Raw genomic sequence first — 25,287 nt, 5'->3', positions numbered from 1 at the left:
CCAGAGGAGCCGTCATGGGCGACAACGCCATGGACAAGGCAAAGGGCAAGGCCAAAGAGATGATGGGCAAGGCCACCGGAAACGACCGGATGGCAGCCGAGGGCAAGACCGACAAGGCCAAGGGCAAGGCCAAGGACGCCGCGGACGACATGCGCGACAAGGCCGAGGGCATGCGCGACTCCTTCCGCGAGGACCGCTGACCTCACGTGTGCCCGCTCTCCCGCGCGGGAGGGCGGGCACACGTGTGTCACCGGCGTCCCCGGGGGGAGACGGCGTCACCTGCGCGCCCCGACGCCCCTGACGCCTCCCGCGCCCGGACAGGCCACGTGGAGGCGGACGGTGGCACCGCCCGCCGACGCGCCGTGGATGTCGTGGGTGGTGTACGGCTGGCCCGGCCGGATGGGCTGATCACACCGGGCGCAGAGCATCACGGGCCTCCCGCACCAGCTGCTGGAGCCGCCTGCCCTGGGGGCAGTACGCGAGGCGCCGGCAGGAGTCGCACCGGTCGAGGTGGTCCAGGAGCCTGCCCTGCCTCTCGGCGACCCTCGCGAGCGTCACGACACTCCCCCCGCGGCACAGCTCGGGCAGGCACGGGGGAACAGGTCGGCGCGGTGGTCGACGGCCACGTCCGGCCGGCTGCCGAGATCGACGGCGGTGGCGTTGTCCAGGGCGACCCCGCAGGAGACGCACGCGCGGCCGCGGCGCTGGAGATCGCTCAGTTCCGACAGGGCTGGGGTTTGCTGCACATCCATAAGGTCCCCGCATTCGGTGATCAGGTCTGACGTGACCGTAGAACGCGGCACCTGCCGACAGGGTGCGCGAAATGCGGGTATTGGTCCCGGAAAGCGGCCGAGCCGTCGGGTTCCACTCGTGTTCCGCTCGGGCCTGGCCGGGCTCCGACGGGTCCTCGCTCCCCCGGACGGCGGGCCGCCCTACCCTGTCGCAGTGATGCCGAACTGCCGACGACATGACGTGAGAGGCGCAGACAAGTGCGGTTGGACAGACAGGACTTGGGAGGCCGGACACCCCTGCACGCGGCCTGGCAGACGGTCGTCGAAGGGGTCACGGGCGCGATGGCGTACATCGTCGACGACCACTGGGACATCGTCGTCTACAACGCCGAGTTCAAGGCCCTCTTCCCCGGCGGCCGGACACCGACCAACCTCATGCGGTGGATGCTCCTCGACGACGAGGCCCGTGAGGGGACGCTGCTGAACTGGGCCGAGGACTGGGCACGAGGGGCCTGTCCGGCCGTCAGACGCGCGGTCACGAACCACCCGGCCGATCCCGCGCTGATCAATCTGGCCCACGAGGTCCGCTGCCATCCCCTCGCGGGGCCCATCTACCTGGCGACCGTGTCGTCCCACGCCCTGCACCCCGACGGAGCCGTGCGGCAGATCAACCACGCCGTCAAGGGGCCGGGCTGGGTGATCGCGACCGCTGCCGCCCCGCTCCCGGAGATCGCCTCCCAGTTCGTGATGATGCAGTACCGGCAGGGCCCGACCCGCCCCCACCAGCCACCGCCGCTGAGCACGGACTCCGTCCGCAAGCGCGCGGTGGCCCGGCCCGGCTACGGCCCCGGCGCCCGCTGAACCGCGCGGAAGGCGCCCGTCTGCGCGCGGGAGCGGGCGCCTTCCGTGCAACGGCGCTCAGCGCCTGCGTCATGTCCCGACCGCGCTCAGCGCACCCCGACGGCGGCCAGCGCGGCGCGCTGGCGCCCGGACGGTTTCGCCGGGAAGTACAGGTAACAGACGCCACCGGTGCCCGACACGACCTTGCCCGAGGCGTTGAGGCGCTTCGTTCTCAGCCAGATGTTCTCCCACTCACGCCGCCGGTAGACGCGTCGCACCGCCGCGTCGCTCGGCGACGCCGGGTCGTTGGCGATCACGTCGCCGTCCGCCGTGAAGCCGACGACCGTCATCAGATGGCCCGCCGTGCCGTAGCCCGCGCCCGTCAGCTCCTCCTTGAGGAACGACTGGGACGTTATGGCCGGGATGCCCGCGGCGATCAGCGACTCCAGCTCCGTGAGCGAGGCGAGCCGGGTGACGACACCCTGGAGGTCCTTGTACGTCGCCGCGTACGCGGCGTTGAAGGGCCAGTTGCCGCAGCCGTCGTACTGGTAGTCGAACGTACGCCGGGCCGCGTGGCACACCTGCGGGTCGGCGTACGACGGGTCGACCCACGCCAGCTCCTCGGGCGTCGGCCCGCGGCCCCAGTACTCGATGATCATCTGCGAAGACGTCGGGCTGCACCACGCCTCGCCGCCGTTGTCGTACTCCGGGTACTGGCCCGCGTGGATCTCCTGCGAATAGCGCGGGACCTTCAGCTCCCCGGCGGGGCCCGGCTCCGTCGCGGGCACCGTGAAGCGGTCGGGGACGGCCGACGCCATCGCGCCGAGGCGCCACACCGTGGGGGTCGCGGTGGCGCCCGGTCTCCGGTGGAGCGTCAGGCGCAGCCGGTAGGAGACGACCCGCGGGCCCGCGGCCGCGTCGTCCACGGAGAGCGTGTCCGTCCAGACCGTCGACTTGCCGTCGGTCTGGTCGTCGACGGAGGTCCGCCGGATGTCGGTCTCCTTGTCGTCGCCCGAGGTCCAGCAGCCCATCACGTACCAGGGGCTCTTCGTCCCGTCGGCGTACGTGCCGCACAGCTCGACCTGGAGCCAGGTGCCCGGCGGCGTGTCGGCGTTCCAGGACGCGATGAGCTCCGTGGCGGGGACGGCGCAGCGGTGCACGGGCGAGGTCCACCGGGCGTACTCCCAGGTGGCCGTCCTGCCGGTGTGCGGGTCGGTGTACTCGGTGCGGCCCGCGGGCTTCTTGATCCGCAGGCCGGGGCGGGCGCCGGTGACGAGGGCGGTGCCCTCGGGGGTGCCGGTGCGCCAGTCCTTGAGCGAGACCCAGAAGCGGTTGTCCACCGGGCGGTCCGCGCGCGGGGCGCTCTCCCGGTCGGCCGCGGCCCCGGCGGCCAGGGCGGGAGCGGCGGTCGCCGCGAGGGCGGTCACGGCGGCGGCCGTGGCCAGGACGGATCTGCGGGAGATGTCGTCGGTACGGTCGGTTCTGCCTGCTCGGTCCATGGAGGGACCCCCAGTCGACGTGGTTTCCGGCGGGATCCGGAAGGTCGGGTCAGGTGCACGGAAGTGGGCCAACTATGGCGGTTACCGGCCGACTTCTGCCAGCGGTCCGGACACTGCCGTACGCACCAATATTGGCCTCAACCAATGGCATGACCTGCGACGGCGCGCGGAACACATCCTTCCGCGGTCGTACCCTTGCCGGTGATGACCGGACAGCAGCCGCACGCCCCGCCCCCCGCGCTCCCCCGCCTCGCCGACGCGCTGCGCCGGCTGCCGCCCTCGTGCGGACCCGTCCGGCTGGTCGCGGTGGACGGGCACGCGGGCTCGGGCAAGTCGACGTTCGCCCGGCGGCTCGCCGAGGCGGCGGGCGGCGCGCCCGTCCTGCGGCTCGACGACATCGCCAGTCACGCCGAGCTGTTCGGCTGGACGGAGCGGCTGCGGCGGGAGGTCATCGGACCGCTCTCGCGCGGCACGACGGCGCGCTACGCGACGTACGACTGGCACGAGCGCCGCTTCGGACCCGCCGACACCCCTCTGCCGCCCGCGCCCGTGGTGCTCGTCGAGGGCGTCGGGGCGGGCCGCCGGGCGCTGCGCCCGCACCTCGCGGCGGTGCTCTGGATGGACGTGCCGCGTGAGGAGGCGTGGCAGCGGGGGCGCCGACGGGACGGATCCGTCCAGAGTGACTTCTGGGACGGCTGGGAGCCCGCGGAACGCCGGCACTTCACCGAGGACCCCTCCCGGCCCTTCGCCGACCTCTTGGTACGACAGTGCCCAGAGGGATACCAAGTGATTACCGGGCCCAGTGGGGCACCCTCAGCCACCCAAGGTGTCACCCAGAGTGATGACCCATCGGCGGTCCGCTGAACCTTCGCAAGCCCGCTTCCGTACGACCCCACGAGTTTTTGCGAGTGCCTCAACTCTGCTTGACCCAGGGCCCTTACAGGACTTACGTTCTGAATGTGCGGTCTTAACGGACCGCCCGCAGACACGAAGCCCCCGGTTGTTCCCCCGTGATCGGGGGCTTCGTTCTGCCCTCAGCGGTCGATTTCCGGCCGCCGCGAGCCAACATTCGCTCACCGTCGGTCACCATACGATCGACTCCCCGACGGCCCTTTCCGGCCGATCCGCCGGTGCGGCACCCTACGGCCGACCGCTCCCCCGCAGGTACGATGCGTATCGATGCGCCTTTTCGGACGGCTGCTCTGCGCATCGAGGCAACTCCCGTCCGCAGCACAGTGGTTCAGCGCAGTGGTTCAGCGCAGTCGCCGGCGGGCACAGGTCCGGCGGTACGCAAACGGGGGCACGGTTTGTGGGGGACCTGATGGACTTCGACGCGGTGGGCTCACCCGCCCCGGCCGACCTCGCCTGGCTGCGGGGCGTCGACGCCTACACGATGGGCGCCTATCCGCAGGCGGAGGAGGAATTCCGGACGGCGGTACGGATGGATCCCGGGATGGCCGACGGCTGGCTCGGGCTGCACGCCCTGCGCATCGACACGACGACGGCGCTGCTGCGGATGTTCCAGCACCGCGACCGCTTCGGGGAACAGCGCACCCGCCACGCGCGCGCCCTCAACTCCTGGTACTGGCTGGGCTGGTGGGTGCAGCCCGTCCTGGAGAGCACCCGCGACCTGCTGCTCGCGCACGCCTCGCACTGGCTCGACGGCCGCCATGTCCCCGAGCTCGACCGGGCGTTGGCGGGCCTGCCGCCCGTCGACGCGGACCCGCAGGTGCGCTTCCTGCACGCCTGCCGCTCCTACCTGGTCAAGGACTGGGAGCAGTTGGTGCGCCACACCGATCCGCTGATCGACGACCCGATGCTGGGCATCGAGGCCGGGCTCTTCGGCGGCATGGCGCGGGTGCGCCTGGAGACGTACGGCCAGGCCGAGCCGCTCCTGTCCGCCGCCCTGATGCGCTGCCGCAGCGAGCAGCCGCAGCGCAAGGAGCTGCGCTACTGGCTGGCCCGCGCCCACGAGGGCACAGGACGCTCGGCCGCCGCCCTGCCGCTGTACCGCGCGGTGCACCGGGTCGATGCCGCGTTCATGGACACCTCGGCACGGCTCGCGGCGATCGCCGAGGGCGACGGGTACGACGAGGCGGCCGACCTCGCCGCCGCGATCAGCCTGACCGGGGCGGGCCAGGACGTGCTGGAGGGGCCCGACGGCATCGACACGCTGTTCGGCACGGAGGGGCGTGACGTGAAGGTCACCGGCCCCGAACTGCCCACCGTCGGCGCCCCTTCGGCCACCGACGCGGGTTCCGTTTCCGGTTCCGGTTCCACCGGCCCCACCGGGACGGACGCCGTCCGCGAGAAGGCGATCATCCCGGTCAAGGCCGGTCCGACGCAGCTGCCGCCGGGGCCCACCGACCCCGCGCTGCTGGAGGCCGCGCTCTCCGAACTGGAGGGCATGGTGGGCATGGAACCGGTCAAACGCCAGGTCAAGGCGCTCTCCGCCCAGCTGAACATGGCGCGCCTGCGCGCCGCCCAGGGCCTTCCCGTACAGCCGCCGAAACGACACTTCGTCTTCTCCGGCCCCTCGGGCACCGGCAAGACCACCGTCGCCCGCATCCTCGGCCGGGTCTTCTACGCGCTCGGCCTGCTCGGCGGCGACCACCTGGTGGAGGCGCAACGCGCCGACCTCGTCGGGGAGTACCTCGGCCAGACCGCCGTGAAGGCCAACGAACTGATCGACTCGGCCATCGGCGGGGTCCTCTTCGTCGACGAGGCGTACTCGCTCTCCAACTCCGGGTACGGCAAGGGCGACGCGTACGGCGACGAGGCGCTGCAGGTCCTCCTCAAGCGCGCCGAGGACAACCGCGACCACCTCGTCGTGATCCTCGCGGGCTACCCCGAGGGCATGGACCGGCTGCTCGCCGCCAACCCCGGCCTGTCCTCGCGCTTCACGACCCGCGTCGACTTCCCCTCGTACCGCCCCCTCGAACTCACCGCCATCGGCGAGGTCCTCGCCGCGGACAACGGGGACGTGTGGGACGAGGAGGCGATCGAGGAGCTGCGCTCCATCAGCGGGCACGTCGTCGACCAGTCCTGGATCGACGAGCTCGGCAACGGCCGGTTCCTGCGCACCCTGTACGAGAAGAGCTGCGCCTACCGCGACCTGCGGCTCTCCGGCTATCCCGGCGAGCCGGGGCGCGCCGATCTGTCGACGCTGCGCCTGCCCGACCTGATGCAGGCGTACGGCGAGGTGCTCTCGGGGCGGGGACCGCAGGACACCCCGGGGACATGACACGGGCTCCGCGAGCCCGCCCGGGGTGCCCGTGCGCGGTTCAGCCCACCGGGCTGACCGTCCGCGCGGAGGCCCTGCTCCCCTCCTGCGGCGCCCTCGGCACCGTGACCCGGTGCGCCGGGTCGCGGACCTCGCCGACCAGGAGCTCCAGGACGTCCTCAAGGGCGACCAGACCGAGCACCTTGCCGGACGCGTCGGCGACCTGCGCCAGGTGCGTCGCCGCGTGGCGCATCACGGTCAGGGCGTCGTCCAGCGGCAGTTCGGACCGCAGCGTGGTCATCGGCCGCCACACCTGCTGTGGCACGGCCCGGTCGGTCTCCTCCAGGTCCAGCACGTCCTTGACGTGGAGATAACCCATGAAGGCGCCGTTCTCCGCGCGGACCGGGAAGCGGGAGTAGCCGGTGCGGCCGGTGAGCTCTATGACCCCGGCCGGGGTCACCGAGGGCCCCACCGTCACCAGCGACGCCCGGTCGAGCAGGACGTCGGTGACGGGGCGCGAGCCCAGCTCCAGGGCGTCCTCCAGACGCTCCTGCTCGACGGGGTCGAGCAGTCCCGCCTGGCCGGAGTCCTCGACGAGACGGCCCAGCTGCACGCTGGTGAACACCGCCTCGACCTCGTCCTTGGGCTCCACCTTGAACAGCCGCAGGACGAGCCGCGCGCAGGCACCCAGCGCCACGGTCACCGGACGGCACAGCCGTGCGAAGGCGACGAGGCCGGGGCTGAACCAGAGGGCGGTCTTCTCGGGGGCCGCCATCGCGAGGTTCTTCGGGACCATCTCGCCGATGACGAGGTGGAGGAAGACGACGACGGCCAGCGCGATCACGTAGCCGAGCGGGTGGATCATGCCCTCGGGCAGCCGGGCCGCCTCGAAGACCGGCTCCAGGAGGTGGGCGACGGTCGGCTCGGCGACGGCGCCGAGCGTCAACGAGCAGACGGTGATGCCGAACTGGGCGGCCGCCATCATCTGCGGCAGGTGTTCCAGGCCGTAGAGGACCTGGCGGGCCCGCTTGGAGTCCAGCGGCTCGATCTGGCTGCGCCGCACGGACACGAGCGCGAACTCCGCCCCCACGAAGAAGCCGTTGGCGAGCACGAGCAGGACGGCGAAGAGGAGTTGCAGCAGGCTCATCGCAGGACCTCCACGGCTGTGCCCGCACCGCTGCGGACGGCACCGGCCTCCTGGACGCGGACGAGCCGCACCCGCTCCGCGCGGTAGTGGCCGACCTGGCGCACCGAGAGCCGCCAGCCCGGGAGTTCGGCCCGGTCGCCGGGGGCCGGGATGCGCCCGAGCAGATCGGCGACGAGCCCCGCCACGGTCTCGTACGGGCCCTCGGGCACGTCGAGTCCTATCCGCTGGAGCGTGTCGACCCGGCAGCTGCCGTCGGCGTCCCACGCGGGGCCGCTGTCCTCGGCCGGCGCCGGGCAGAGCTCGGGCAGGTCCAAGTGGTCGTGCTCGTCGCGGACTTCGCCGACGAGTTCCTCGACGATGTCCTCCAGGGTGACGACGCCCGCCGTGCCGCCGTACTCGTCGACGACGACGGCCATCGGCTGTTCGCTGCGCAGCCGCTCCAGGAGGGGCTGCACGGGCAGCGTCTCGGGGACGAGCAGCGGGGAGCGCGCGATGCGGCGCACGGGCGTTCTGAGCCGCTGGTGGGCGGCGACCGCGAGGGCGTCCTTGAGGTGCACCATGCCGACGATCTCGTCGATCCGCTCGTCGTAGACCGGGAAGCGGGACAGGCCGGTGGCGCGGGTCAGGTTCACCACGTCCTCGGCGGTCGCCGATGACTGCAGCGCGCTGACCTTCACGCGCGGCGTCATGACGTGCTGCGCGGTCAGCTCGCCGAGGGAGAGGGTGCGTACGAACAGGTCGGCGGTGTCCTGCTCCAGGGCGCCGGCCTGGGCCGAGTGCCGGGCCAGGGAGACCAGTTCGCCGGGGGTGCGGGCCGAGGCGAGCTCCTCGGCGGGTTCAACGCCGAGAGTGCGCACCAACCGGTTGGCCACGCTGTTCAGGAGGGCGATCACGGGCCGGAAGAGCCGCGCGAACACGTGCTGCGGGCCCGCGACGAACCGCGCGACCTGCAGCGGCCTGGACACCGCCCAGTTCTTGGGCACGAGCTCGCCGACCACCATCTGCACGGCGGACGCGAGCAGCATGCCGACGACCACGGAGACACCGCCGACACCGCCCTCGGGGACGCCGGCCGCCCTGAACGGGCCCGCGAGCAGGTGCGCGAGGGCCGGTTCGGCGAGCATGCCGACGACGAGCGAGGTGATGGTGATGCCGAGCTGGGTGCCGGAGAGCTGGAAGGACAGCTCCTTGAGGGCGTTGACGACCGTACGGGCACGCCGGTCGCCGTCGGCCGCGGCCTTCTCCGCGTCCGGCCGCTCCACGGTGACGAGGCCGAACTCGGCCGCCACGAAGAAGCCGTTCGCGAGGATCAGCAGGAATGCCGCCCCGAGAAGCAGCAGGGGCACTGTCATGCCGCCGCCTCTCCGGTCGTGCCGGTCCCGGTATGTCGGGAGGGGGCGGCGCAGGTACTACAGGACGATCCGTCCATCGCCGGAGGGAGTCACTCCTCGGGTAGCAGGAGCCCCTGGGAGCCGGGCGGGCCCGTCAGGAGCGGGGCGCGCACCGTGCGCGCCCCGCCACCAGATTAATCAAGACCGGCCGCGGAACGTCCAGGGCCTGTTCGGTGGTTCGGCCCGGAGAGTGGGTCCGTCAGTCCTCGCGGGCCGCGCGGGCGTCCGCGAGGGCGCGCAGGGCGCGGGCGTCGCTGACGGCCTGCTGCCTGGCGATGCCCGGCTGGATGCCCAGGGCGGGCAGGCTGGTGCCGTCGCTGAGGTTCAGGAACACCCAGGGGTCGCCGGGGCGGAGGTTGACCTGCACGATCTCGGCCCAGGCCAGTCGGCGGCTGGTCGCGATGTTGACGACGGTCACGCCGGACTCGTCGGCGACCACCTTGGGCCTGCTGAGCAGCGCGAGCACGCCGAAGAGCAGCGCGCCGGTGAAGACGAAGCTGGTCCGCTCCCCCGGGCTGAGCGCGGGCAGCAGGAAGGCGATCACCGTGATCACCACGAGGATCGCGACGCCCGCGGTGAGCAGGACGGCCCGGGTCTGCGTCGGCCGGAAGGTGACGGGCAGGGCGGGAAGGGCGGGACTGGCGGGACTCTCAGGCATGCGGCGGTGCTCCTGCCGGATCAGGGGCCGGTCAGAGACGGCAGGCGTGGATGGCCGTGGTCAGGATGGCCCGCGCGCCGATGGCGTACAGGTCGTCCATGATCCGCTGGGCCTCCCTGGCGGGGACCATGGAGCGGACGGCCACCCAGCCCTCGTTGTGCAGCGGGGAGATCGTCGGCGACTCCAGGCCCGGGGTGAGGGCGACGGCCTGCTCCAGGTGCTCGGCGCGGCAGTCGTAGTCCATCATCACGTACGCCCTGGCGACGAGGACGCCCTGGAGGCGGCGCAGGAACTGCTGCACCTTCGGGTCGTCGGTGTCGGCGCCGGTGCGCCGGATGACGACGGCCTCGGACTTCATGATCGGCTCGCCGAAGACCTCGAGGCCCGCGTTGCGCAGGGAGGTGCCGGTCTCGACGACGTCCGCGATGACCTGGGCGACGCCCAGCTCGATGGCGGTCTCGACGGCGCCGTCCAGGTGCACGACGGCGGCGTCGACGCCCTGCTCGGCGAGGTGCTTGGCGACGATGCCCTCGTAGGAGGTCGCGACGGTCTTGCCGGAGAGGTCTTGGATGGTGCTCGCCGTGCCCGGCTTCGCGGCGAAGCGGAAGGTGGAGCGGGCGAAGCCGAGCGGCAGGATCGTCTCGGCGTCGGCGCCGGAGTCGATCAGCAGGTCCTGTCCGGTGATGCCGATGTCGAGGCGGCCGGTCGCGACGTAGATCGCGATGTCCTTGGGGCGCAGGTAGAAGAACTCGACCTCGTTGTCGGGGTCGACGAGGACGAGCTCCTTGGACTCCTTGCGCTGCTGGTATCCGGCCTCATGGAGCATCGCCGACGCAGGTCCGGACAGTGAACCCTTGTTGGGGACGGCGATGCGCAGCATGAGGCGGGATTCCTTTGCGTGACGGGTGGGTCGGGCTGAGTGGGTGGACGTACGGCTCAGAGGTGGGCGTAGACGTCGTCGAGGGAGATGCCGCGGGCGACCATCATCACCTGCACGTGGTACAGGAGCTGCGAGATCTCCTCGGCGGCGGCTTCCTTGCCCTCGTACTCGGCGGCCATCCAGACTTCGGCGGCCTCCTCTACGACCTTCTTGCCGATGGCATGGACGCCCTTGTCGACCAGCTCGGCGGTGCGGGAGGTCGCGGGGTCGCCGTTGGCGGCCTTGTGCTGGAGCTCGGAGAAGAGCCCCTCGAAAGTCTTGTTGGACATGATGGTCGCCACTCTACGCGGCCGGGCGATCCCCCTCAGCGCCAGGGTTCGGAGACGGTACGGAGCGTGGTGGCGGTGGCCACGGCGGCGGTGACCGCCTCGTGGCCCTTGTCCTCGCGGGAGCCCTCGATGCCCGCGCGGTCCAGGGCCTGCTCCTCGGTGTCGCAGGTCAGCACGCCGAAACCGATCGGAACCCCGGTGTCGACGGAGACCTGGGTGAGGCCCTGCGTGACGCCCTGGCACACGTACTCGAAGTGCGGGGTACCGCCGCGGATGACGACGCCGAGCGCGACGATCGCGTCGTAGCCGCGGCCCGCGAGGACCTTGGCGACGACGGGCAGCTCGAAGCTGCCGGGCACGCGAAGGACGGTCGGCTCGCTGATGCCGAGTTCGCCCAGGGCGCGCAGGGCGCCGTCGACGAGTCCGTCCATGACCTTCTCGTGCCACTGCGCGGCGATCACCGCGACCCGGAGGTCGCCGCAGTTCTTGACGCTCAGTTCGGGTGCACCCTTGCCGCTCACGTGCTTCTCCTTCAGATCCTCTGACCGTGTTCGGTGTTACTGGTTGCCGCAGGCGGACACTTCAGTGGTGTCCAGCCAGGGCAGGTCGTGCCCCATCCGGTCCCGCTTGGTGCGCAGGTACCGAAGATTGTGTTCGCCGGCCTCGACGGGCATGGGCTCGCGCCCGGTGACCTTCAGGCCGTGCCGCAGGACCGCGTCGGTCTTGTCGGGGTTGTTGGTCATCAGCCGCACGCCGCGCACGCCGAGGTCGCGCAGGATCTGCGCGCCCGCGCCGTAGTCCCGGGAGTCGGCGGGCAGGCCGAGCTCCAGGTTGGCGTCGAGCGTGTCGCTGCCGCGCTCCTGGAGCTCGTAGGCGCGCAGCTTGGAGAGCAGGCCGATGCCGCGTCCCTCGTGGCCGCGCAGGTAGACCACGACGCCGCGCCCCTCGGCGGTGATGCGCCGCATGGAGGCTTCCAGCTGTGGGCCGCAGTCGCAGCGCAGGGAGTGGAAGACGTCGCCGGTCAGGCACTCGGAGTGCAGCCGGGCCAGGACGTCCTCGCCGTCGCCGAGGTCGCCGTGGACGAGGGCGACGTGCTCGACGCCGTCGACGGTGGAGCGGTAGCCGTACGCGGTGAAGGTGCCGTGCGCGGTCGGCAGATTGACCTCGGCCTCGCGGCGGACGGTGGGCTCCGAGGAGCGGCGGTAGGCGATCAGGTCCTCGATGGAGATGATCGTCAGGCCGTGCTTGCGGGCGAAGGGGACCAGCTCGGGCAGGCGGAGCATCTTCCCGTCCTCGCCGGCGATCTCCACGATGGCCCCGGCGGGGCGCAGGCCCGCGAGCCGGGCGAGGTCGACGGCGGCCTCGGTGTGGCCGTTGCGCACGAGCACGCCGCCGGGCTTGGCGCGCAGCGGGAAGACGTGTCCGGGGCGCACGAAGTCGTCCGCCACCGCGTCGCCCGCGGCGAGCAGCTGGAGCGTGGTGGCGCGGTCGGCGGCGGAGATGCCGGTGCTCACGCCGTGCGCGGCGGACGCGTCGACGGAGACGGTGAAGGCCGTGCTCATCGACTCGGTGTTGTGCTCGACCATCTGCGGAAGGCGGAGCCGGTCGAGTTCGAGGGGCTCCATCGGGGCGCAGATCAGGCCCCGGCACTCGCTCATCATGAACGCGACGATCTCGGGGGTCGCCTTCTCGGCGGCGATGACGAGGTCGCCCTCGTTCTCCCGGTCCTCGTCGTCGACGACCACGACGGGGCGGCCCGCCGCGATGTCGCGGACGGCCTGCTCGACCGGGTCGAGCGTCAGGTCTTCGGCGGGTCCTGTGCCGTACCAAACGGGTGCCGTACTCATGCCGGGGCTCCTTCCATGACGGGCTGCGAGGCGGCGGTGCGGGAGCGCAGCCACCAGTCGCGCAGGCCCCAGAGGACGAGGGCGAGATAGACGACGTACACGAGTCCGGAGAAGGCCAGGCCGCTGCTGAAGGCGAGCGGCACGCCGACCACGTCGACGAGCAGCCAGGCGAACCAGAACTCGACGAGCCCGCGGGCCTGGGCGACCATCGCGGCGAGCGTGCCGACGAAGATGTAGGCGTCCGGCCAGGGGTTCCAGGACAGGTCGGGGACGGCGCTGAACAGCGCGCCGACCGCGAGCGTGCCGACCGCGGTGCCCGCGAGCAGGACGCCCCGCTCCTTCCAGGTGGCGAAGCGGATGGCGATGGAGCCGTCCTGCGCCTGCTGCCTGCCGCGCGTCCACTGCCGCCAGCCCCACACCGCGACGCCGATGACGAGGAGCTGCTTGCCGACGCCGCCGGACAGCTGCGCCGAGGCGTACGCGGCGACGAGGATGACGCCCGAGAGGAACTGGGCGGGCCAGGTCCATATCGAGCGCCGCCAGCCGAGCGCGAGGGCGATGAGGCCGACGGTGTTGCCGATCATGTCGGACCACAGGATGTGCTGGTCGAAGGCCGTGAAGGCCTCGGAATTGAGCCAGTTGAGTCCGTTGAGCCCGTTCACTGGATGGCCTCCTGGCTGCTCGGCAGGGCCCGGTCGCCGAGCAGGCGCTCGACGTACTTGGCGATGATGTCGACCTCGAGGTTGACCGGGTCGCCGGGCTGCTTGATGCCGAGCGTGGTCAGCGCGAGGGTGGTGGGGATCAGGCTGATGGTGAAGTGGTCGGGGCCCGCGTCGACGACCGTGAGGCTGACGCCGTCGACGGTGATGGAGCCCTTCTCGACGACGTAGCGGGACAGGTCGGCGGGGAGCGAGATCTTGACGATCTCCCAGTTCTCGGAGGGCTTGCGCTCGACGATCTCGCCGGTTCCGTCGACGTGGCCCTGCACGATGTGTCCGCCCAGGCGCGCGCCGACCGAGGTGGGGCGCTCCAGGTTGACGCGGGAGCCGACGGCGAGCGCGCCGAGGCTGGAGCGGTTCAGGGTCTCGGCCATCACGTCCGCGGTGAACTCGTCGCCCTCGTGCTCCACGACCGTCAGACAGACGCCGTTGACGGCGATGGAGTCACCGTGCCGCGCGCCCTCGGTGACCACGGGGCCGCGCAGGCGGAAGCGGGAGGCGTCGGGAAGGTTCTCGACGGCGGTGATCTCGCCCAGCTCTTCGACGATTCCGGTGAACACGTCAGTGCTCCTTCGCTACGAGGTTCGCGGTGATGCGCAGGTCGGGGCCGAGGGCTGCGGTCTCGCGCACGTCGAGCCGCAACGCCTCGGTGATGGTCGTGATTCCGCCGCCGGTCAGGGCGGCGGGCCCCGCGCCGAGCAGCACGGGGGCGAGGTAGCCGACGACGCGGTCGACGGTGCCCGCGGCGACGAAGGCCCCGGCGAGCGTCGGGCCGCCTTCGAGGAGGACGGACCGCACGCCGCGCGCGTGGAGCGCGGCGAGGAGGGCCGGGATGTCCAGACCGCCCGCGGCGCGCGGCAGTCGGACCGTCGGCACGCCTTCGTACGCGGGAGTGACGTCCTCGGCGACGGCGATCAGGGTGGGCGCCGCGTCGTCCAGGACGCGGGCCCCGGGCGCGACGGCGGTGCCGGAGGTGTCGACGACGACCCGCAGCGGCTGGACGGCACCCTGGATGCCCCGCGCGGCGAGGTGCGGGTCGTCCGCGCGCTGGGTGCCGGAGCCGACCACGACCGCGTCGCACTCGGCGCGCAGCCGGTGCACGTCGGCGCGGGCCTCGGCGGAGGTGATCCAGCGGCTCGTGCCGTCGGCGGCGGCGGTGCGGCCGTCGAGGGTGGCGGCGTACTTCCAGGTGACGTGGGGGCGGCCGAGCCGTACGGAGGTCAGCCAGGCGGCGTTCCCCTCGGCGGCGGCCGGTTCGAGCAGGCCCTGCTCCACGGAGATCCCGGCCGCCCGCAGGGTCCGCGCGCCGCCGGTCGCGGTGGGGTTCGGGTCGCCGACGGCGTAGACGACGCGGGCGATCCCGGCGTCGATGAGTGCCTGTGCGCAGGGGCCGGTGCGGCCGGTGTGGTTGCACGGTTCGAGGGTGACGAGGGCGGTGCCGCCACGGGCCCGCTCGCCGGCCTCGCGCAGGGCGTTGACCTCGGCGTGCGGGCCGCCGGCGCGCTGGTGCCAGCCCTCGCCGACGCGTTCGTCCGCGGCGTCGAGGACGACGCAGCCGACGACGGGGTTGGGGCTGGTGGAGCCGAGTCCGTGCGCGGCCAGCGTGATGGCACGCTGCATCGCGGTCGCTTCGGCTGCGGCGGTGGCCACCGGGTCCTCCTGCCTCTTCGGGCACGGACTCCGGGGCACTGTCGATGACGACAGAACGTACGGGCGACGACACCTGTGGCAACGCCGACGCCGAAGGGACATGCGTCCCGGGAGAATCCCGGGACCGCTCCTGGGAATGCCAGGAACGAGCCAACTACGACGGCGTGCAAGGATGCCCGCCCGCCGCGCACTGCCTCCCATCCGGACTTTCACCGTCGGTCCAGGAATTTCACCTGGTCAACCGGCCGCTGGAGGCGGCCGGGTCGCGGACTGTAACCGCCGGTTCGGAATTACACCGACCCCGGAGTGCGCTGCTTCTGGTACGAGGCCAGTGTGCCATGGCCGGTCGAAGGCCATACGGGTGAACACCTGTGGCCTGGCTCACAGAATCACCATTCAACCAACTTGGTCCAGACCTATTGACGCACTGGTCTAGTCCTCTTAATCTCTGCGTCACCTCAGAGGAGCCGGAGCCGACGGTGTGCGCACACCGGGCCCCGGAACGCATCACATCTTCACCGGTTGTGCCGTTCCGCCCCGTTCGACGTCCGCACCGTCCCCAGGAGGCCCCCCTTGCCGCCCCTCACCCACCTCACCCGCGCGAGACCGACACTGCTCGCGTCCGGCGCCGCCGTGGCCGGAATGCTGCTCGGCCTGGTCTCCGGCGGCGCCTCGCCCGCCTCCGCCGCCGACGACGCGTCCTGCCGCCCCGACGGCCTCTACCGGACGCCCGGCGTGAACGTCCCCTACTGCTCCGTCTACGACAGCGACGGCCGCGAGAAGATGGGCGCCGACCACCAGCGCCGCACCATCGGCTACTTCACCGGCTGGCGCACCGGCAAGAACGGCGAGCCCGCCTACCTCGCCAAGGACATCCCGTGGGACAAGATCACCCACATCAACTACGCCTTCGCGCACGTCGACAAGGACAACAAGCTCTCCGTCGGCTCGGACGGCGAGAAGAACGCCGCCACCGGCATGACGTGGCCCGGCGTCGCGGGCGCCGAGATGGACCCGGCGCTGCCGTACAAGGGCCACTTCAACCTGCTCAACAAGTTCAAGAAGCAGCACCCGGACGTCAAGACGCTGATATCCGTGGGCGGCTGGGCCGAGACCGGCGGCTACTTCGGTGACGACGGCAAGCGCGTGAACTCCGGCGGCTTCTACTCGATGGCCACCAACGCGGACGGCTCGGTGAACCAGGCGGGCATCGACACGTTCGCCGACTCGGCGGTCGCCTTCATCAAGAAGTACGGCTTCAACGGCGTCGACGTCGACTACGAGTACCCGACCTCGATGAAGGACGCGGGCAACCCGCTGGACTACTCGCTCTCCAACGCCCGCCGCGGCGGGCTCGTCAAGGGCTACGCGGCGCTGATGAAGTCCCTGCGCCAGAAGCTCGACAGGGCGGGCGCGGCCGACGGCAAGCACTACATGCTGACCGTGGCGGCCCCCTCCTCCGGCTATCTGCTGCGCGGCATGGAGACCTTCCAGGTCCAGAAGTACCTGGACTACGTCAACATCATGTCCTACGACCTGCACGGCGCCTGGAACGAGTACGTCGGCCCCAACGCCTCGCTCTTCGACGACGGCAAGGACGCCGAGCTCGCGGCAGCCAACGTCTACGGCAGCTCCCAGTACGGCGGCATCGGCTATCTGAACACCGACTGGGCCTACCACTACTTCCGCGGCTCGATGCCCGCGGGCCGCATCAACATCGGCCTGCCGTACTACACCCGCGGCTTCAAGAACGTGCAGGGCGGCACCGACGGCCTGTGGGGCAAGGCCGCCTCGACCAGCTGTCCGGCGGGGTCCGGCCTGACCAAGTGCGGTGACGGCGCGGTCGGCATCGACAACCTCTGGCACGACAAGGACGACAACGGCAAGGAGTCACCCGCGGGCTCCAACCCGATGTGGCACGCCAAGAACCTGGAGAAGGGGATCGTCGGCGACTACGTCACCGCGTACGGCTTCCCCGCGGACACCAAGCTGACCGGCACCTACGCCCGCAAGTACAGCTCCTCGCTGGTCGCGCCGTGGCTGTGGAACGCCGACAAGAAGGTCTTCCTGTCGACGGAGGACGAGGAGTCGGTGGCGAAGAAGGCCGACTACGTCGTCGACAAGGGCATCGGCGGCACGATGATCTGGGAGATGGCGGGCGACTACCGCTGGAACGCCACGAAGGGCCAGTACGAGATGGGCGACACGCTCACCTCGCTGATGCACGACAAGTTCAAGGCCGCCAAGCCCTACGGCGCCAAGGTCTCGAACAAGGAACTGCCCACCAAGGCCGTCGACATCGGTGTGGAGTTCGGGGACTTCAAGCTGGGCGACTCCAACTACCCGATCACGCCCAAGGTGAAGATCACCAACAACACGAAGACGGCGCTGCCCGGCGGCACGGAGTTCCAGTTCGACTACTCCACCGCGGCTCCGGGCAACGCCTCCGACCAGTCCGGTTTCGGTACGAAGGTGATCAGCAGCGACCACACCGGCAGCAACGCCGGCGGTCTCAAGGGCGACTTCCACCGGGTCTCGCTGAAGCTGCCCGCCTGGCAGCCCCTGGCGCCCGGCGCCTCCGTGGACCTCTCCTTCAACTACTACCTGCCGGTGTCCACGCCGTGGAACTGGACGGTGAACATCAGCGGCACGACGTACGCCCTCGCCGGTGACCTGGCGCGCGGCACCACGCTCGTCGAGCCGGGCGGCGGCACGGGGCCGACCGACCCGCCGGACCCGACCGACCCGCCGGTACCGGGCAAGTGCACCGCCCCCGCGTGGAGCGCGACCTCCGAGTACGGCAGCGGCACGACCGTGGCCCACAAGTCGCACACCTGGAAGGCCAAGTGGTGGACGAAGGGCGAGGAGCCCGGGGCGGGCGGCACGTGGGGCGTCTGGCAGGATCTCGGCGCCTGCTGAGCGTCACGAGTGCTCACGCCCGCGGGATTTGGCACCCTGGGGGCGTGAGCACCGCAACGGCACTGGCCGAGGAGTTCGAGTCCCACCGCCCCCGGCTGTTCGGCCTGGCCTACCGGATACTCGGCTCCGCGCAGGAGGCGGAGGACGCCGTGCAGGACGCCTACCTGCGCTGGAACGGCTCGCGGCGCGAGGACATCGCGCAGCCGGCCGCCTGGCTGGCCAAGACCGTCACCAACCTCTGCCTGACCAGGCTGACCTCCGCCCGCGCCCGCCGCGAGCAGTACGTGGGGACCTGGCTGCCGGAACCGGTGATCACCTCGGGCGGAACCCTCGGGCCGCTGGAGTCGGCGGAGCAGCGGGACGCGGTGTCGATGGCGCTGCTCGTCCTCCTGGAGCGGCTCACGCCCAAGGAGCGCGCGGTGTACGTGCTGCGTGAGGCGTTCGCGTACAGCCACCGGGAGATCGCGCAGGTCCTGGACGCGAGCGAGGCCAACTGCCGTCAGCTGTACCGCAGGGCGGCGGGGGCGGTCGCCGGGGCGCGGTCCCGCTTCGAGCCGGGGCACGAGCTGCGGCGGACGTTCGTCGAGGCGTTCATCGCGGCGGCCCGTGAAGGGGACGTCGCCGGTCTGGAACGGATACTGGCCAAGGACGTGACCTGGTGGGGCGACGGCGGCGGCAAGGCGGCCGCGGCCCGCACGCCGATCCTCGGGCGCGACAACGTCCTGCGGTTCCTGCTCGGCGTCGTGGACCGGCTCGGGGCCGCGTCCGACATCTCGTACGCGGAGATCAACGGTGCGCCCGCGCTGGTCATGCGGGCCGAGGGGTACATTACGGCCGTCACCGCGTTCGAAGGCGGCAACGATACGGTCACCGGCGTGCGTTCGGTGGTCAATCCGGACAAGCTGACGTTCGTAGAGCGACAGTTGGCCGCTGCGTAGTCCCCCCCACGTCTGCGGCGCCCGCACCGCGAAGGAGCCTTTCGATGAGCACGATCCTGGTGACCGGCGGCACCGGCACCCTCGGCCGCCTCGTGACCGAGCGGCTGCGGAAGGACGGACACGAGGTGCGGGTGCTCAGCCGCCGCACGCGGCCGTACGCCGTGGACCTGCGCGACGGCACGGGTCTTGACGCGGCCGTGGCGGGCGTCGACGTCATCGTGCACTGCGCGACCACGCCGCGCGGCGGCGACGAGCGGGCCGCCCGGAATCTGATCGCGGCGGCGCGGAAGGCCGGCGTGCCGCACCTGGTCTACATCTCGATCGTCGGCATCGACCGGGTGCCGCTCGGCTACTACCGGTCGAAGCTCGCCGTGGAGCGGCTGATCGAGGAGTCCGGGCTCGGCTGGACCGTGCTGCGCACGACACAGTTCCACGATCTGATCCTGCGGATCATGGAGGCCTCGGCGAAGCTGCCCGTCATGCTGCTGCCCGCGGACGTCAGTGACCAGCCGATCGAGGTCGCCGAAGTGGCGGCCCGGCTCGCCGAGTTGGCGGCGGCGCCGCCCGCGGGGCGGGTCGAGGACATGGGAGGCCCCGAGGTCCGCACCTTCCCCGACCTGGCCCGCGCCTATCTGCGGGCGAGCGGCAAGCGGCGCCGGCTGCTGCCGGTGCGGCTCGCGGGGGCGACGTACCGGGCGGCGCGGGCGGGCGGCCATCTGGCTCCTGAACAGGCCGTGGGCAGGGGCACGTTCGAGGAGTACCTGGCGGTGCGGTCGGGCGCTCGGCGCTAGGCAGGCGGCGGGCCGCCCCGCCGGGGCACGACACCGGCTCTCAGCGCCCCGGGCGCGCTCCGAAGAGGTCGTCCTGGGCCGCGTCCCGCGCGGCGAGCAGCGCGCCCCGCAGTACCGCGGCGCCGCCGAGCGTGCTCGCGCGGACCTCGGTGCGCAGCGGCGACATGGCGGTGACGCGGTCCGTGACGCGGGTGGCGAGCGCGGTGCCGCCCGCGCGGCCGACCTCACCGCCCAGGACGACGCAGCCGGGGTCGAGGATCGAGGCCACCGCGGCCGCGCCGACGGCGATCCGGTCGGCGACGGCGTCCAGGAAGGCACTCGCGTCGTTCTCCACCGCGTGCCGCAGCATGTCGGCCGCGGACTCGCCCGGCTCCACGAGGCCGTGTGCCGCGCCGAGTTCGCGGAGCGCGGCGGCGCAGGCCAGCGAATGGAAGCCGCCCTCGCAGCCGGTGGCGGACGGCAGTGAGCTCGTGCCGGGCACCGGCAGGAATCCGATCTCGCCCGCGCCCCCGGAGGAGCCCCGGCGCAGCACGCCGTCCAGGACGACGGCGGCGCCGACACCGTCGCCGAGCCAGAGCAGCACGAAGGTGTCCCGGTCGTGCGCGGCGCCGTCGCGCCGTTCCGCACGGGCCGCGAGGTTGGTCTCGTTCTCCACGAGGACGCGGGCGCCGAGCCGCTCCTTGAGCGCCCCGGCGAGGCGGCGGTGCCAGGCGGGCAGGGAGGACGTGTCGTGCAGGTCGCCGGTGGCGGGGTCGATGAGGCCGGGGGCGCCGATGCCGACGGTGTGCAGCCGCTCGACACCGCCGTCGCGGGCCACCCGTCCGACGAGGGCGACGGCGCGCTCGACGGCGGGCCCGGTGCCGGTGTCGCCGCCGATGGGCGCGGAGGCCTCGGCGAGCACCGCGCCGAGCAGATCGGTCACGACGACGGAGACGCTCTCGGTGCGCACGTCGAGCGCGGCGAGGTGGGCGCGGTCGGCGACTATGCCGTAGAGCCGGGCGTTCGGGCCGCGCCGCCTGGCACCCGCCTCCCCCACCACCGTGATGAATCCCGAGCCCTGCAGCCGCTCGACGAGGTCGGCCACCGAGGGCCGCGACAGGCCGGTGAGCTGCTTCAACTGGTTGGCGGTCAGGGGCCCCTCGCTCTGCAGGAGGCCGAGCGCCAGCCGGTCGTTGATGGCCCGGGCGGTGCTCGGTGAGGCGGGCGAGACAGACATGGCCGGATCCTCCCACAGAAACGTTCTATTTATCAGGCAGGGTTCCTGATAGTTTACGTCGCCGTATCGGGACAGCACTCGGGAGGGGCGGAGCACGATGAGTGAAGTGGTCTACGACAAGCACCGGTTGAGGCAGGCGCGGATCGCCGTGGCCGCCGTCTTCTGCGTGCACGGCGCGGTCACCGGCTCCTTCGCGACGCGGGTGCCCTGGATCCAGGAGCACGCCTCGGTCAGCGCGGGCATGCTCGGGCTCGCCCTCGCCTTCCCGGCGATCGGCGCCTCCCTCGCGATGCCCCTCGCGAGCCGGATCGGCCACCGCTTCGGCGCCCGCACGGCGCTGCGCGGGCTCCTCGCGCTGTGGACGACGGCCCTGATCCTGCCCTCGCTCGCGCCCAATCTGCTCACGCTCTGCCTGGCCCTGTTCGTGTACGGCGCGACCTCGGGCATGTCGGACGTGACGATGAACGCGATCGGCGTCGAGACCGAGACGCTGATGCGGAAGTCGATCATGTCGGGGCTGCACGGCATGTGGAGCGTGGGCGCCCTGATCGGCTCCGCGGCCGGCACCGTCGCCGCGCACCTGGGTTCGGACGCCCGACTGCACCACGCGCTCGCCGCCCTGGCCCTCACCGCGATCGGCCTCGTCGCCTGCCGGCGCGTCCTCGACCTGCAGGCGGAGCCCGAGACGGAGGCACCGCCGCGGTTCTCGCTGCCGCCCAAGTCGGCGCTGCTCATCGGGGCCGTCGGCTTCTGCGCGGTCTTCGCCGAGGGCGCGAGCCTGGACTGGTCGGCGGTCTACCTGCGGGACGTCCTGGACACCTCGGCCGGTGTCGCCGCCGCGTCCACCACCGGCTTCACGCTCACCATGGCCGTCGCCCGGCTGGCGGGCGACGCGGTCGTGAACCGGTTCGGCGCGGTGCGTACGGTACGGGCGGGCGGGGTGCTCGCGGTGCTCGGCGGGCTCCTCGTGGTCCTCGCGACGCACCCGGTCATGGCGATGGGCGGCTTCGCGCTCCTCGGGCTCGGCATCGCGGTCGTGGTGCCCCTGGCCTTCGCCGCGGCCGGGCGCAGCGGCCCCAACCCGAGCCAGGCCATCGCGGGCGTCGCCACCATCACGTACACCTCCGGCCTGATCGCGCCGTCGGCGATCGGCACGCTGGCGGACGCGACGAGCCTGGTCACCTCCTTCGGCCTGGTGACGCTGCTCGCCTGCGGCCTCACGGCCTTCGCGGGCGTCCTGCGCACGGACGGCCGCAAGGCGGCGCAGGCCACTCCCGCGGACGCGGCGGCGCCAGGCCCGCGGACCTGACGGCGCGGGTGCGGGGGCGGCCGCCCCCGCACCGGAACGAAGCAGCGCTGATGTCGCATTAACATGGCGTCGATCATTTCGGGCCACCTCACGGCCCGGCTCGGCGCACAGGAAGCGACACTCACCATGGATCTCGGCGTGCGCTGGAAACTGCACGGCGACGGCCGCAACCCCGCCCCGGGTGCCGTCGTCCGGCCCGATGAGCGCCTCTCGTGGCCACGGACCTTCGGGCTCGGCGCACAGCACGTGGTGGCGATGTTCGGGGCGTCCTTCGTGGCCCCCGTCCTCATGGGTCTGGATCCGAATCTGGCCATCATGATGTCGGGCGTCGCGACCGTCATCTTCCTGCTCGCCACGCGCGGCCGGGTGCCCAGCTACCTGGGCTGCTCGCTCTCCTTCGTGGGCGTCGCGGCCGTCATCCGCGCGCAGGGCGGCTCCAGCGCCACGGTGACCGGCGCGGTCCTCGTGGTCGGTGCCGCGCTGTTCCTGGTGGGTCTCGCGGTGCGGAAGTTCGGGGCGCGGATCATCCACGCCGCGATGCCGCCGATCGTGACCGGCGCGGTGGTCATGCTGATCGGGTTCAATCTGGCGCCGGTCACCGCGTCGACGTACTGGCCGCAGGACCAGTGGACGGCCCTGCTCGTCATGCTGTTCACCGGTCTGGCCGTGGTCTGTCTGCGCGGCTTCTTCTCGCGCATCGCGATCTTCCTCGGGCTGATCTTCGGCTACGGCATCTCCTGGGTCTTCGACGAGGTCTTCGGCACGATCCACTCGGCGGACGGCTCCGGCAAGGTCGTCGACCACCTGCGCCTCGACCTGTCGGCCGTCGGCAAGGCCGACTGGATCGGGCTGCCCTCCTTCCACGCGCCGAGCTTCGAGTGGTCGGCGATCCTCGTGGCGCTGCCCGTCGTGATCGCGCTCATCGCGGAGAACGCGGGCCACGTGAAGGCCGTGGGCGAGATGACCGGGGACGATCTGGATGACCAGCTCGGCACCGCGATCTCCGCGGACGGCGCGGCCTCGATGCTCTCCACGGCGGTCGGCGGCCCGCCCAACACGACGTACTCCGAGAACATCGGCGTGATGGCGGCGACCCGCGTCTACTCCACGGCCGCCTACTGGGCGGCGGCGTGCTTCGCCCTGCTCTTCGGCCTCTGCCCCAAGTTCGGTGCCGTCGTCGCCGCGATCCCGGGCGGCGTGCTCGGCGGCATCACCGTCATCCTGTACGGCATGATCGGCCTGCTCGGCGCCCAGATCTGGATCAACGCCGAGGTGGACCTGCGCAACCCGCTGAACCTCGTACCGGCCGCGGCGGGCATCATCATCGGCGTCGGCGGCGTCTCGCTGAAGTTCACCGACAACTTCCAGCTGAACGGCATCGCGCTCGGCACGATCGTCGTCATCACCGGCTACCACGTGCTGCGCGCCTTCGCCCCGGCCCACCTCAAGTCCCAGGAACCCCTGCTCGACGCGGGCACCTCGACGTACGACGAGGAGAGCGGGCCGAACCCCAAGGCCTGATGAGGGCGCGCGCCCACCGCTACGGCCGGGAGCCGCCCGGCTCCCCCGGCAGTCGCACGGCCAGGGTCACCCTGCTCCCGCCGGGCCCTGCGGAGACGGTGAGCTCGTCGATGAGCAGCCCGGCGAGCCACAGCCCGCGCCCGCCCGGCCGGCCGTCGGTCACGGGCGGGCCCGCAGGGATGTCCTCGGCGCTGAAGCCGGGGCCTTCGTCGTGGATGTGACAGGCCAGCTGCCCTTCGGCGCGCTGGAGGACCAGCGTGCCGCCACCGCCCGCGTGCTCGACCGCGTTCACCGCGACGGCGTCCAGGGCGGTGATGAAGTCGCCGCGGCGCGGCTCGGGCAGCCCGTGGTGGTCGGCGTGCCGCTCGACGAGCATCCGCAGGCGGGGCAGGTCCTCGCGGCGAAAGGGGATGGCCAGCAATGTAACGGGCCGGGCGTCGCGCGGCTCCTGGGGCTCCGGTGCCGTCGTCATCAGCGGTCCACCTCACTGATCACCAGGTTGGGTACCTGATCGGCGCCCGCCCGGCACAGCAAGCGGGCCGCGGCCGGCGGACAGTGGATGTGGACCGGACCGCGCGCGTGTGCTCCCACCAGGCGCAGCAGGTCCACCGCGCTGGCCGCGCCAAGGAAGACGAGCCCGGTCAGATCCACGGTCAGGGACGGTGCCGCCTCGCTTCGTCTGAGCCCGTCCCGCACGGCGCCGACGAACTGTTCCCTGGTGGCCAGGTCCGCCTCACCGACCAGCCGCACCACCCCGGCGGCGTGTTCGACATGCAGGGCTCCCAGCCGTGGAAGCAGCCGGCAGGGGTGTGCCTCGTGCATGGCCGTCAGCACGCCGGAGTCGAACCACCGGCTGTCGTAGGCGCAGATCTCGGTGTACGGGCGGCCGGTGAACAGATGGTCGGCGTGGGACTCCCGGTGCATCATGACCTCGACGTCGGCGTCGAGGTCCCCCACCCAGTGCATGTCGATGTACGTGCGCAGCCCGCTGTACCCCTCGGCCACGGCGCGGTCGGTCTCCTCCGTGATGCGCTGCCATTGCCGCTCCGGGGTGAACCCCGCCTGGGGATGGATGAGGGCCCGCATGCTGCCGAGCACCAACTGCCCCTGTTCGCGGGCCGTCCGCAGCAGCGCGCCCGGCCCGTCGAGGCTGCTCCACACCTGCTCCTCCGCCTGGTGCGGAGCGGCGAAGACCATCACCTTCTCTTTCCTCACCAGGCCCGCCCACGCGAAGGCGGACACCACGTCCCGGCCCGCATCGTCATCGGCGTAGCTCACGAATGCGTGATCGCCCGCCCTGAGGTGCTGGACCGGAATCGTGCCGACCGACGCCGAGCCGGCAGCCGCCATCTCTCACCTCCAGGGCCGAGGGGCCCGACGGGAACTACCGACGAAGAAGGACATCGGGAGGAACATCGGGAGCAAGTGTGCGGGCCAGATTAGCGGCCCTCGTCGCAGGGGACGACGACTGCGCACAATGCGGTGGCACATGGTCACAACAGTCTCCGACGACGACCGATCCTGCGGGAACATGCCCTGTTCGCAGTCGTTTTTGACGCATGGCCCGTCGGCCGCGTCACGGGAGCCACGTAAACCGCTGGACGGAATGATCGACGGCTCTTTAGGCTGCGCACCATGTCCAGCCCCGAGGCCTCAAGACGTCGGCCACCGGTCGTCCG

The 25,287-nt window shown here is 71.8% G+C and carries 25 protein-coding genes and 1 riboswitch; of the genes, 9 read left to right on the top strand and 16 right to left on the bottom strand.

Annotated features, from left to right (window positions below):
- Positions 1 to 14: 14 nt before the first annotated feature.
- Positions 15 to 200 carry a CsbD family protein gene (locus ACZ69I_RS32820; protein WP_467679525.1) on the top strand — a complete coding sequence of 62 codons (186 nt, stop codon included), beginning with the start codon at positions 15 to 17 and terminating at the stop codon, positions 198 to 200.
- Positions 201 to 408: 208 nt separating this feature from the next.
- Here the strand turns inward: ACZ69I_RS32820 and ACZ69I_RS32815 are convergent, their stop codons facing one another.
- Both ACZ69I_RS32815 and ACZ69I_RS32810 read right to left on the bottom strand, forming a co-directional pair.
- Positions 409 to 558 carry a hypothetical protein gene (locus ACZ69I_RS32815; RefSeq protein WP_470836225.1) on the bottom strand — a complete coding sequence of 50 codons (150 nt, stop codon included), beginning with the start codon at positions 556 to 558 and terminating at the stop codon, positions 409 to 411.
- Complete coding sequence (locus ACZ69I_RS32810; protein WP_467679523.1) at positions 555 to 746, bottom strand: hypothetical protein; 192 nt, start codon at positions 744 to 746, stop codon at positions 555 to 557. The genes ACZ69I_RS32815 and ACZ69I_RS32810 overlap by 4 nt, the downstream gene beginning before the upstream one ends.
- A 264-nt stretch (positions 747 to 1,010) precedes the next feature.
- Here ACZ69I_RS32810 and ACZ69I_RS32805 point away from each other — a divergent pair, with 264 nt between their 5' ends.
- The gene (locus tag ACZ69I_RS32805; RefSeq protein WP_470836223.1) at positions 1,011 to 1,592 is read left to right on the top strand and encodes an MmyB family transcriptional regulator; all 582 of its coding nucleotides are present in this window, start codon (positions 1,011 to 1,013) and stop codon (positions 1,590 to 1,592) included.
- A gap of 86 nt (positions 1,593 to 1,678) precedes the next feature.
- On the opposite strand, the gene ACZ69I_RS32800 is transcribed toward ACZ69I_RS32805, so the two are convergent.
- Complete coding sequence (locus tag ACZ69I_RS32800; RefSeq protein ID WP_470836222.1) at positions 1,679 to 3,070, bottom strand: C39 family peptidase; 1,392 nt, start codon at positions 3,068 to 3,070, stop codon at positions 1,679 to 1,681.
- 204 nt (positions 3,071 to 3,274) lie between these two features.
- Here ACZ69I_RS32800 and ACZ69I_RS32795 point away from each other — a divergent pair, with 204 nt between their 5' ends.
- Positions 3,275 to 3,934, top strand: coding sequence for a uridine kinase family protein (locus tag ACZ69I_RS32795; RefSeq protein ID WP_470836221.1), 660 nt, complete (start codon positions 3,275 to 3,277; stop codon positions 3,932 to 3,934).
- A 457-nt stretch (positions 3,935 to 4,391) separates the two neighbouring features.
- Positions 4,392 to 6,314, top strand: coding sequence for an AAA family ATPase (locus tag ACZ69I_RS32790; RefSeq protein WP_467679514.1), 1,923 nt, complete (start codon positions 4,392 to 4,394; stop codon positions 6,312 to 6,314).
- Between the two features lie 40 nt (positions 6,315 to 6,354).
- On the opposite strand, the gene ACZ69I_RS32785 is transcribed toward ACZ69I_RS32790, so the two are convergent.
- The 10 genes from ACZ69I_RS32785 to ribD form a co-directional block, all read right to left on the bottom strand.
- A complete protein-coding gene (locus ACZ69I_RS32785; RefSeq protein ID WP_467679511.1) occupies positions 6,355 to 7,440 on the bottom strand; it encodes a hemolysin family protein in 1,086 nt (361 codons plus the stop codon).
- On the bottom strand, positions 7,437 to 8,792 hold the full coding sequence (locus ACZ69I_RS32780; RefSeq protein ID WP_467679509.1) for a hemolysin family protein: 1,356 nt from the start codon (positions 8,790 to 8,792) through the stop codon (positions 7,437 to 7,439). The genes ACZ69I_RS32785 and ACZ69I_RS32780 overlap by 4 nt, the downstream gene beginning before the upstream one ends.
- Before the next feature lie 238 nt (positions 8,793 to 9,030).
- Positions 9,031 to 9,489: a PH domain-containing protein gene (locus ACZ69I_RS32775; RefSeq protein ID WP_470836219.1), complete on the bottom strand. Its 459-nt coding sequence runs from the start codon at positions 9,487 to 9,489 to the stop codon at positions 9,031 to 9,033.
- A gap of 31 nt (positions 9,490 to 9,520) precedes the next feature.
- Positions 9,521 to 10,369: an ATP phosphoribosyltransferase gene (gene hisG / locus ACZ69I_RS32770; RefSeq protein ID WP_470836217.1), complete on the bottom strand. Its 849-nt coding sequence runs from the start codon at positions 10,367 to 10,369 to the stop codon at positions 9,521 to 9,523.
- A gap of 56 nt (positions 10,370 to 10,425) precedes the next feature.
- Positions 10,426 to 10,698, bottom strand: a complete 273-nt coding sequence (locus ACZ69I_RS32765; protein ID WP_467679502.1) for a phosphoribosyl-ATP diphosphatase — start codon at positions 10,696 to 10,698, stop codon at positions 10,426 to 10,428.
- A 35-nt stretch (positions 10,699 to 10,733) separates the two neighbouring features.
- Positions 10,734 to 11,219, bottom strand: coding sequence for a 6,7-dimethyl-8-ribityllumazine synthase (gene ribH, locus ACZ69I_RS32760; protein WP_389722182.1), 486 nt, complete (start codon positions 11,217 to 11,219; stop codon positions 10,734 to 10,736).
- A gap of 36 nt (positions 11,220 to 11,255) precedes the next feature.
- On the bottom strand, positions 11,256 to 12,545 hold the full coding sequence (locus tag ACZ69I_RS32755) for a bifunctional 3,4-dihydroxy-2-butanone-4-phosphate synthase/GTP cyclohydrolase II (protein ID WP_467679500.1): 1,290 nt from the start codon (positions 12,543 to 12,545) through the stop codon (positions 11,256 to 11,258).
- Positions 12,542 to 13,129: a nicotinamide mononucleotide transporter family protein gene (locus ACZ69I_RS32750; RefSeq protein ID WP_467679665.1), complete on the bottom strand. Its 588-nt coding sequence runs from the start codon at positions 13,127 to 13,129 to the stop codon at positions 12,542 to 12,544. Before ACZ69I_RS32750 ends, ACZ69I_RS32755 begins: the two co-directional genes overlap by 4 nt.
- A gap of 74 nt (positions 13,130 to 13,203) precedes the next feature.
- A complete protein-coding gene (locus tag ACZ69I_RS32745; protein ID WP_467679498.1) occupies positions 13,204 to 13,824 on the bottom strand; it encodes a riboflavin synthase in 621 nt (206 codons plus the stop codon).
- Between the two features lies 1 nt (position 13,825).
- Positions 13,826 to 14,884, bottom strand: a complete 1,059-nt coding sequence (gene ribD, locus ACZ69I_RS32740) for a bifunctional diaminohydroxyphosphoribosylaminopyrimidine deaminase/5-amino-6-(5-phosphoribosylamino)uracil reductase RibD (RefSeq protein WP_470836281.1) — start codon at positions 14,882 to 14,884, stop codon at positions 13,826 to 13,828.
- A 213-nt stretch (positions 14,885 to 15,097) separates the two neighbouring features.
- Positions 15,098 to 15,228: riboswitch (FMN riboswitch) on the bottom strand.
- Between the two features lie 328 nt (positions 15,229 to 15,556).
- Here ribD and ACZ69I_RS32735 point away from each other — a divergent pair.
- From ACZ69I_RS32735 to ACZ69I_RS32725, 3 genes are read left to right on the top strand one after another with little or no spacing between them, the layout of a single operon-like run.
- Positions 15,557 to 17,833: a chitinase C-terminal domain-containing protein gene (locus ACZ69I_RS32735; protein ID WP_470836280.1), complete on the top strand. Its 2,277-nt coding sequence runs from the start codon at positions 15,557 to 15,559 to the stop codon at positions 17,831 to 17,833.
- Between the two features lie 44 nt (positions 17,834 to 17,877).
- The gene (locus tag ACZ69I_RS32730) at positions 17,878 to 18,771 is read left to right on the top strand and encodes an RNA polymerase sigma-70 factor (protein ID WP_470836215.1); all 894 of its coding nucleotides are present in this window, start codon (positions 17,878 to 17,880) and stop codon (positions 18,769 to 18,771) included.
- Positions 18,772 to 18,815: 44 nt separating this feature from the next.
- Entirely contained in the window at positions 18,816 to 19,562 is a 747-nt protein-coding gene (locus tag ACZ69I_RS32725) for an SDR family oxidoreductase (RefSeq protein WP_467679494.1), read from the top strand.
- A 40-nt stretch (positions 19,563 to 19,602) separates the two neighbouring features.
- Here the strand turns inward: ACZ69I_RS32725 and ACZ69I_RS32720 are convergent, their stop codons facing one another.
- Positions 19,603 to 20,778 (bottom strand): ROK family transcriptional regulator, encoded by a 1,176-nt coding sequence (locus tag ACZ69I_RS32720; RefSeq protein WP_470836213.1) that lies wholly within the window; start codon positions 20,776 to 20,778, stop codon positions 19,603 to 19,605.
- Positions 20,779 to 20,875: 97 nt separating this feature from the next.
- On the opposite strand from ACZ69I_RS32720, the gene ACZ69I_RS32715 reads away from it, so the two are divergent.
- Together ACZ69I_RS32715 and ACZ69I_RS32710 are read left to right on the top strand one after the other, a co-directional pair.
- Positions 20,876 to 22,087, top strand: coding sequence for an MFS transporter (locus ACZ69I_RS32715; RefSeq protein WP_467679490.1), 1,212 nt, complete (start codon positions 20,876 to 20,878; stop codon positions 22,085 to 22,087).
- A 126-nt stretch (positions 22,088 to 22,213) separates the two neighbouring features.
- Positions 22,214 to 23,608, top strand: coding sequence for a uracil-xanthine permease family protein (locus ACZ69I_RS32710; RefSeq protein WP_467679659.1), 1,395 nt, complete (start codon positions 22,214 to 22,216; stop codon positions 23,606 to 23,608).
- Positions 23,609 to 23,627: 19 nt separating this feature from the next.
- Here the strand turns inward: ACZ69I_RS32710 and ACZ69I_RS32705 are convergent, their stop codons facing one another.
- Together ACZ69I_RS32705 and ACZ69I_RS32700 are read right to left on the bottom strand one after the other, a co-directional pair.
- Positions 23,628 to 24,080 carry an ATP-binding protein gene (locus tag ACZ69I_RS32705; protein WP_470836212.1) on the bottom strand — a complete coding sequence of 151 codons (453 nt, stop codon included), beginning with the start codon at positions 24,078 to 24,080 and terminating at the stop codon, positions 23,628 to 23,630.
- A complete protein-coding gene (locus tag ACZ69I_RS32700) occupies positions 24,080 to 24,886 on the bottom strand; it encodes an MEDS domain-containing protein (protein WP_467679486.1) in 807 nt (268 codons plus the stop codon). The genes ACZ69I_RS32705 and ACZ69I_RS32700 overlap by 1 nt, the downstream gene beginning before the upstream one ends.
- Between the last annotated feature and the right edge of the window lie 401 nt (positions 24,887 to 25,287).

The sequence above is a fragment of the Streptomyces sp. NPDC036815 genome, assembly GCF_055609205.1.
Note: the sequence above shows the minus strand (reverse complement) of the source record. Positions and strands in the feature narration are given on the sequence as shown.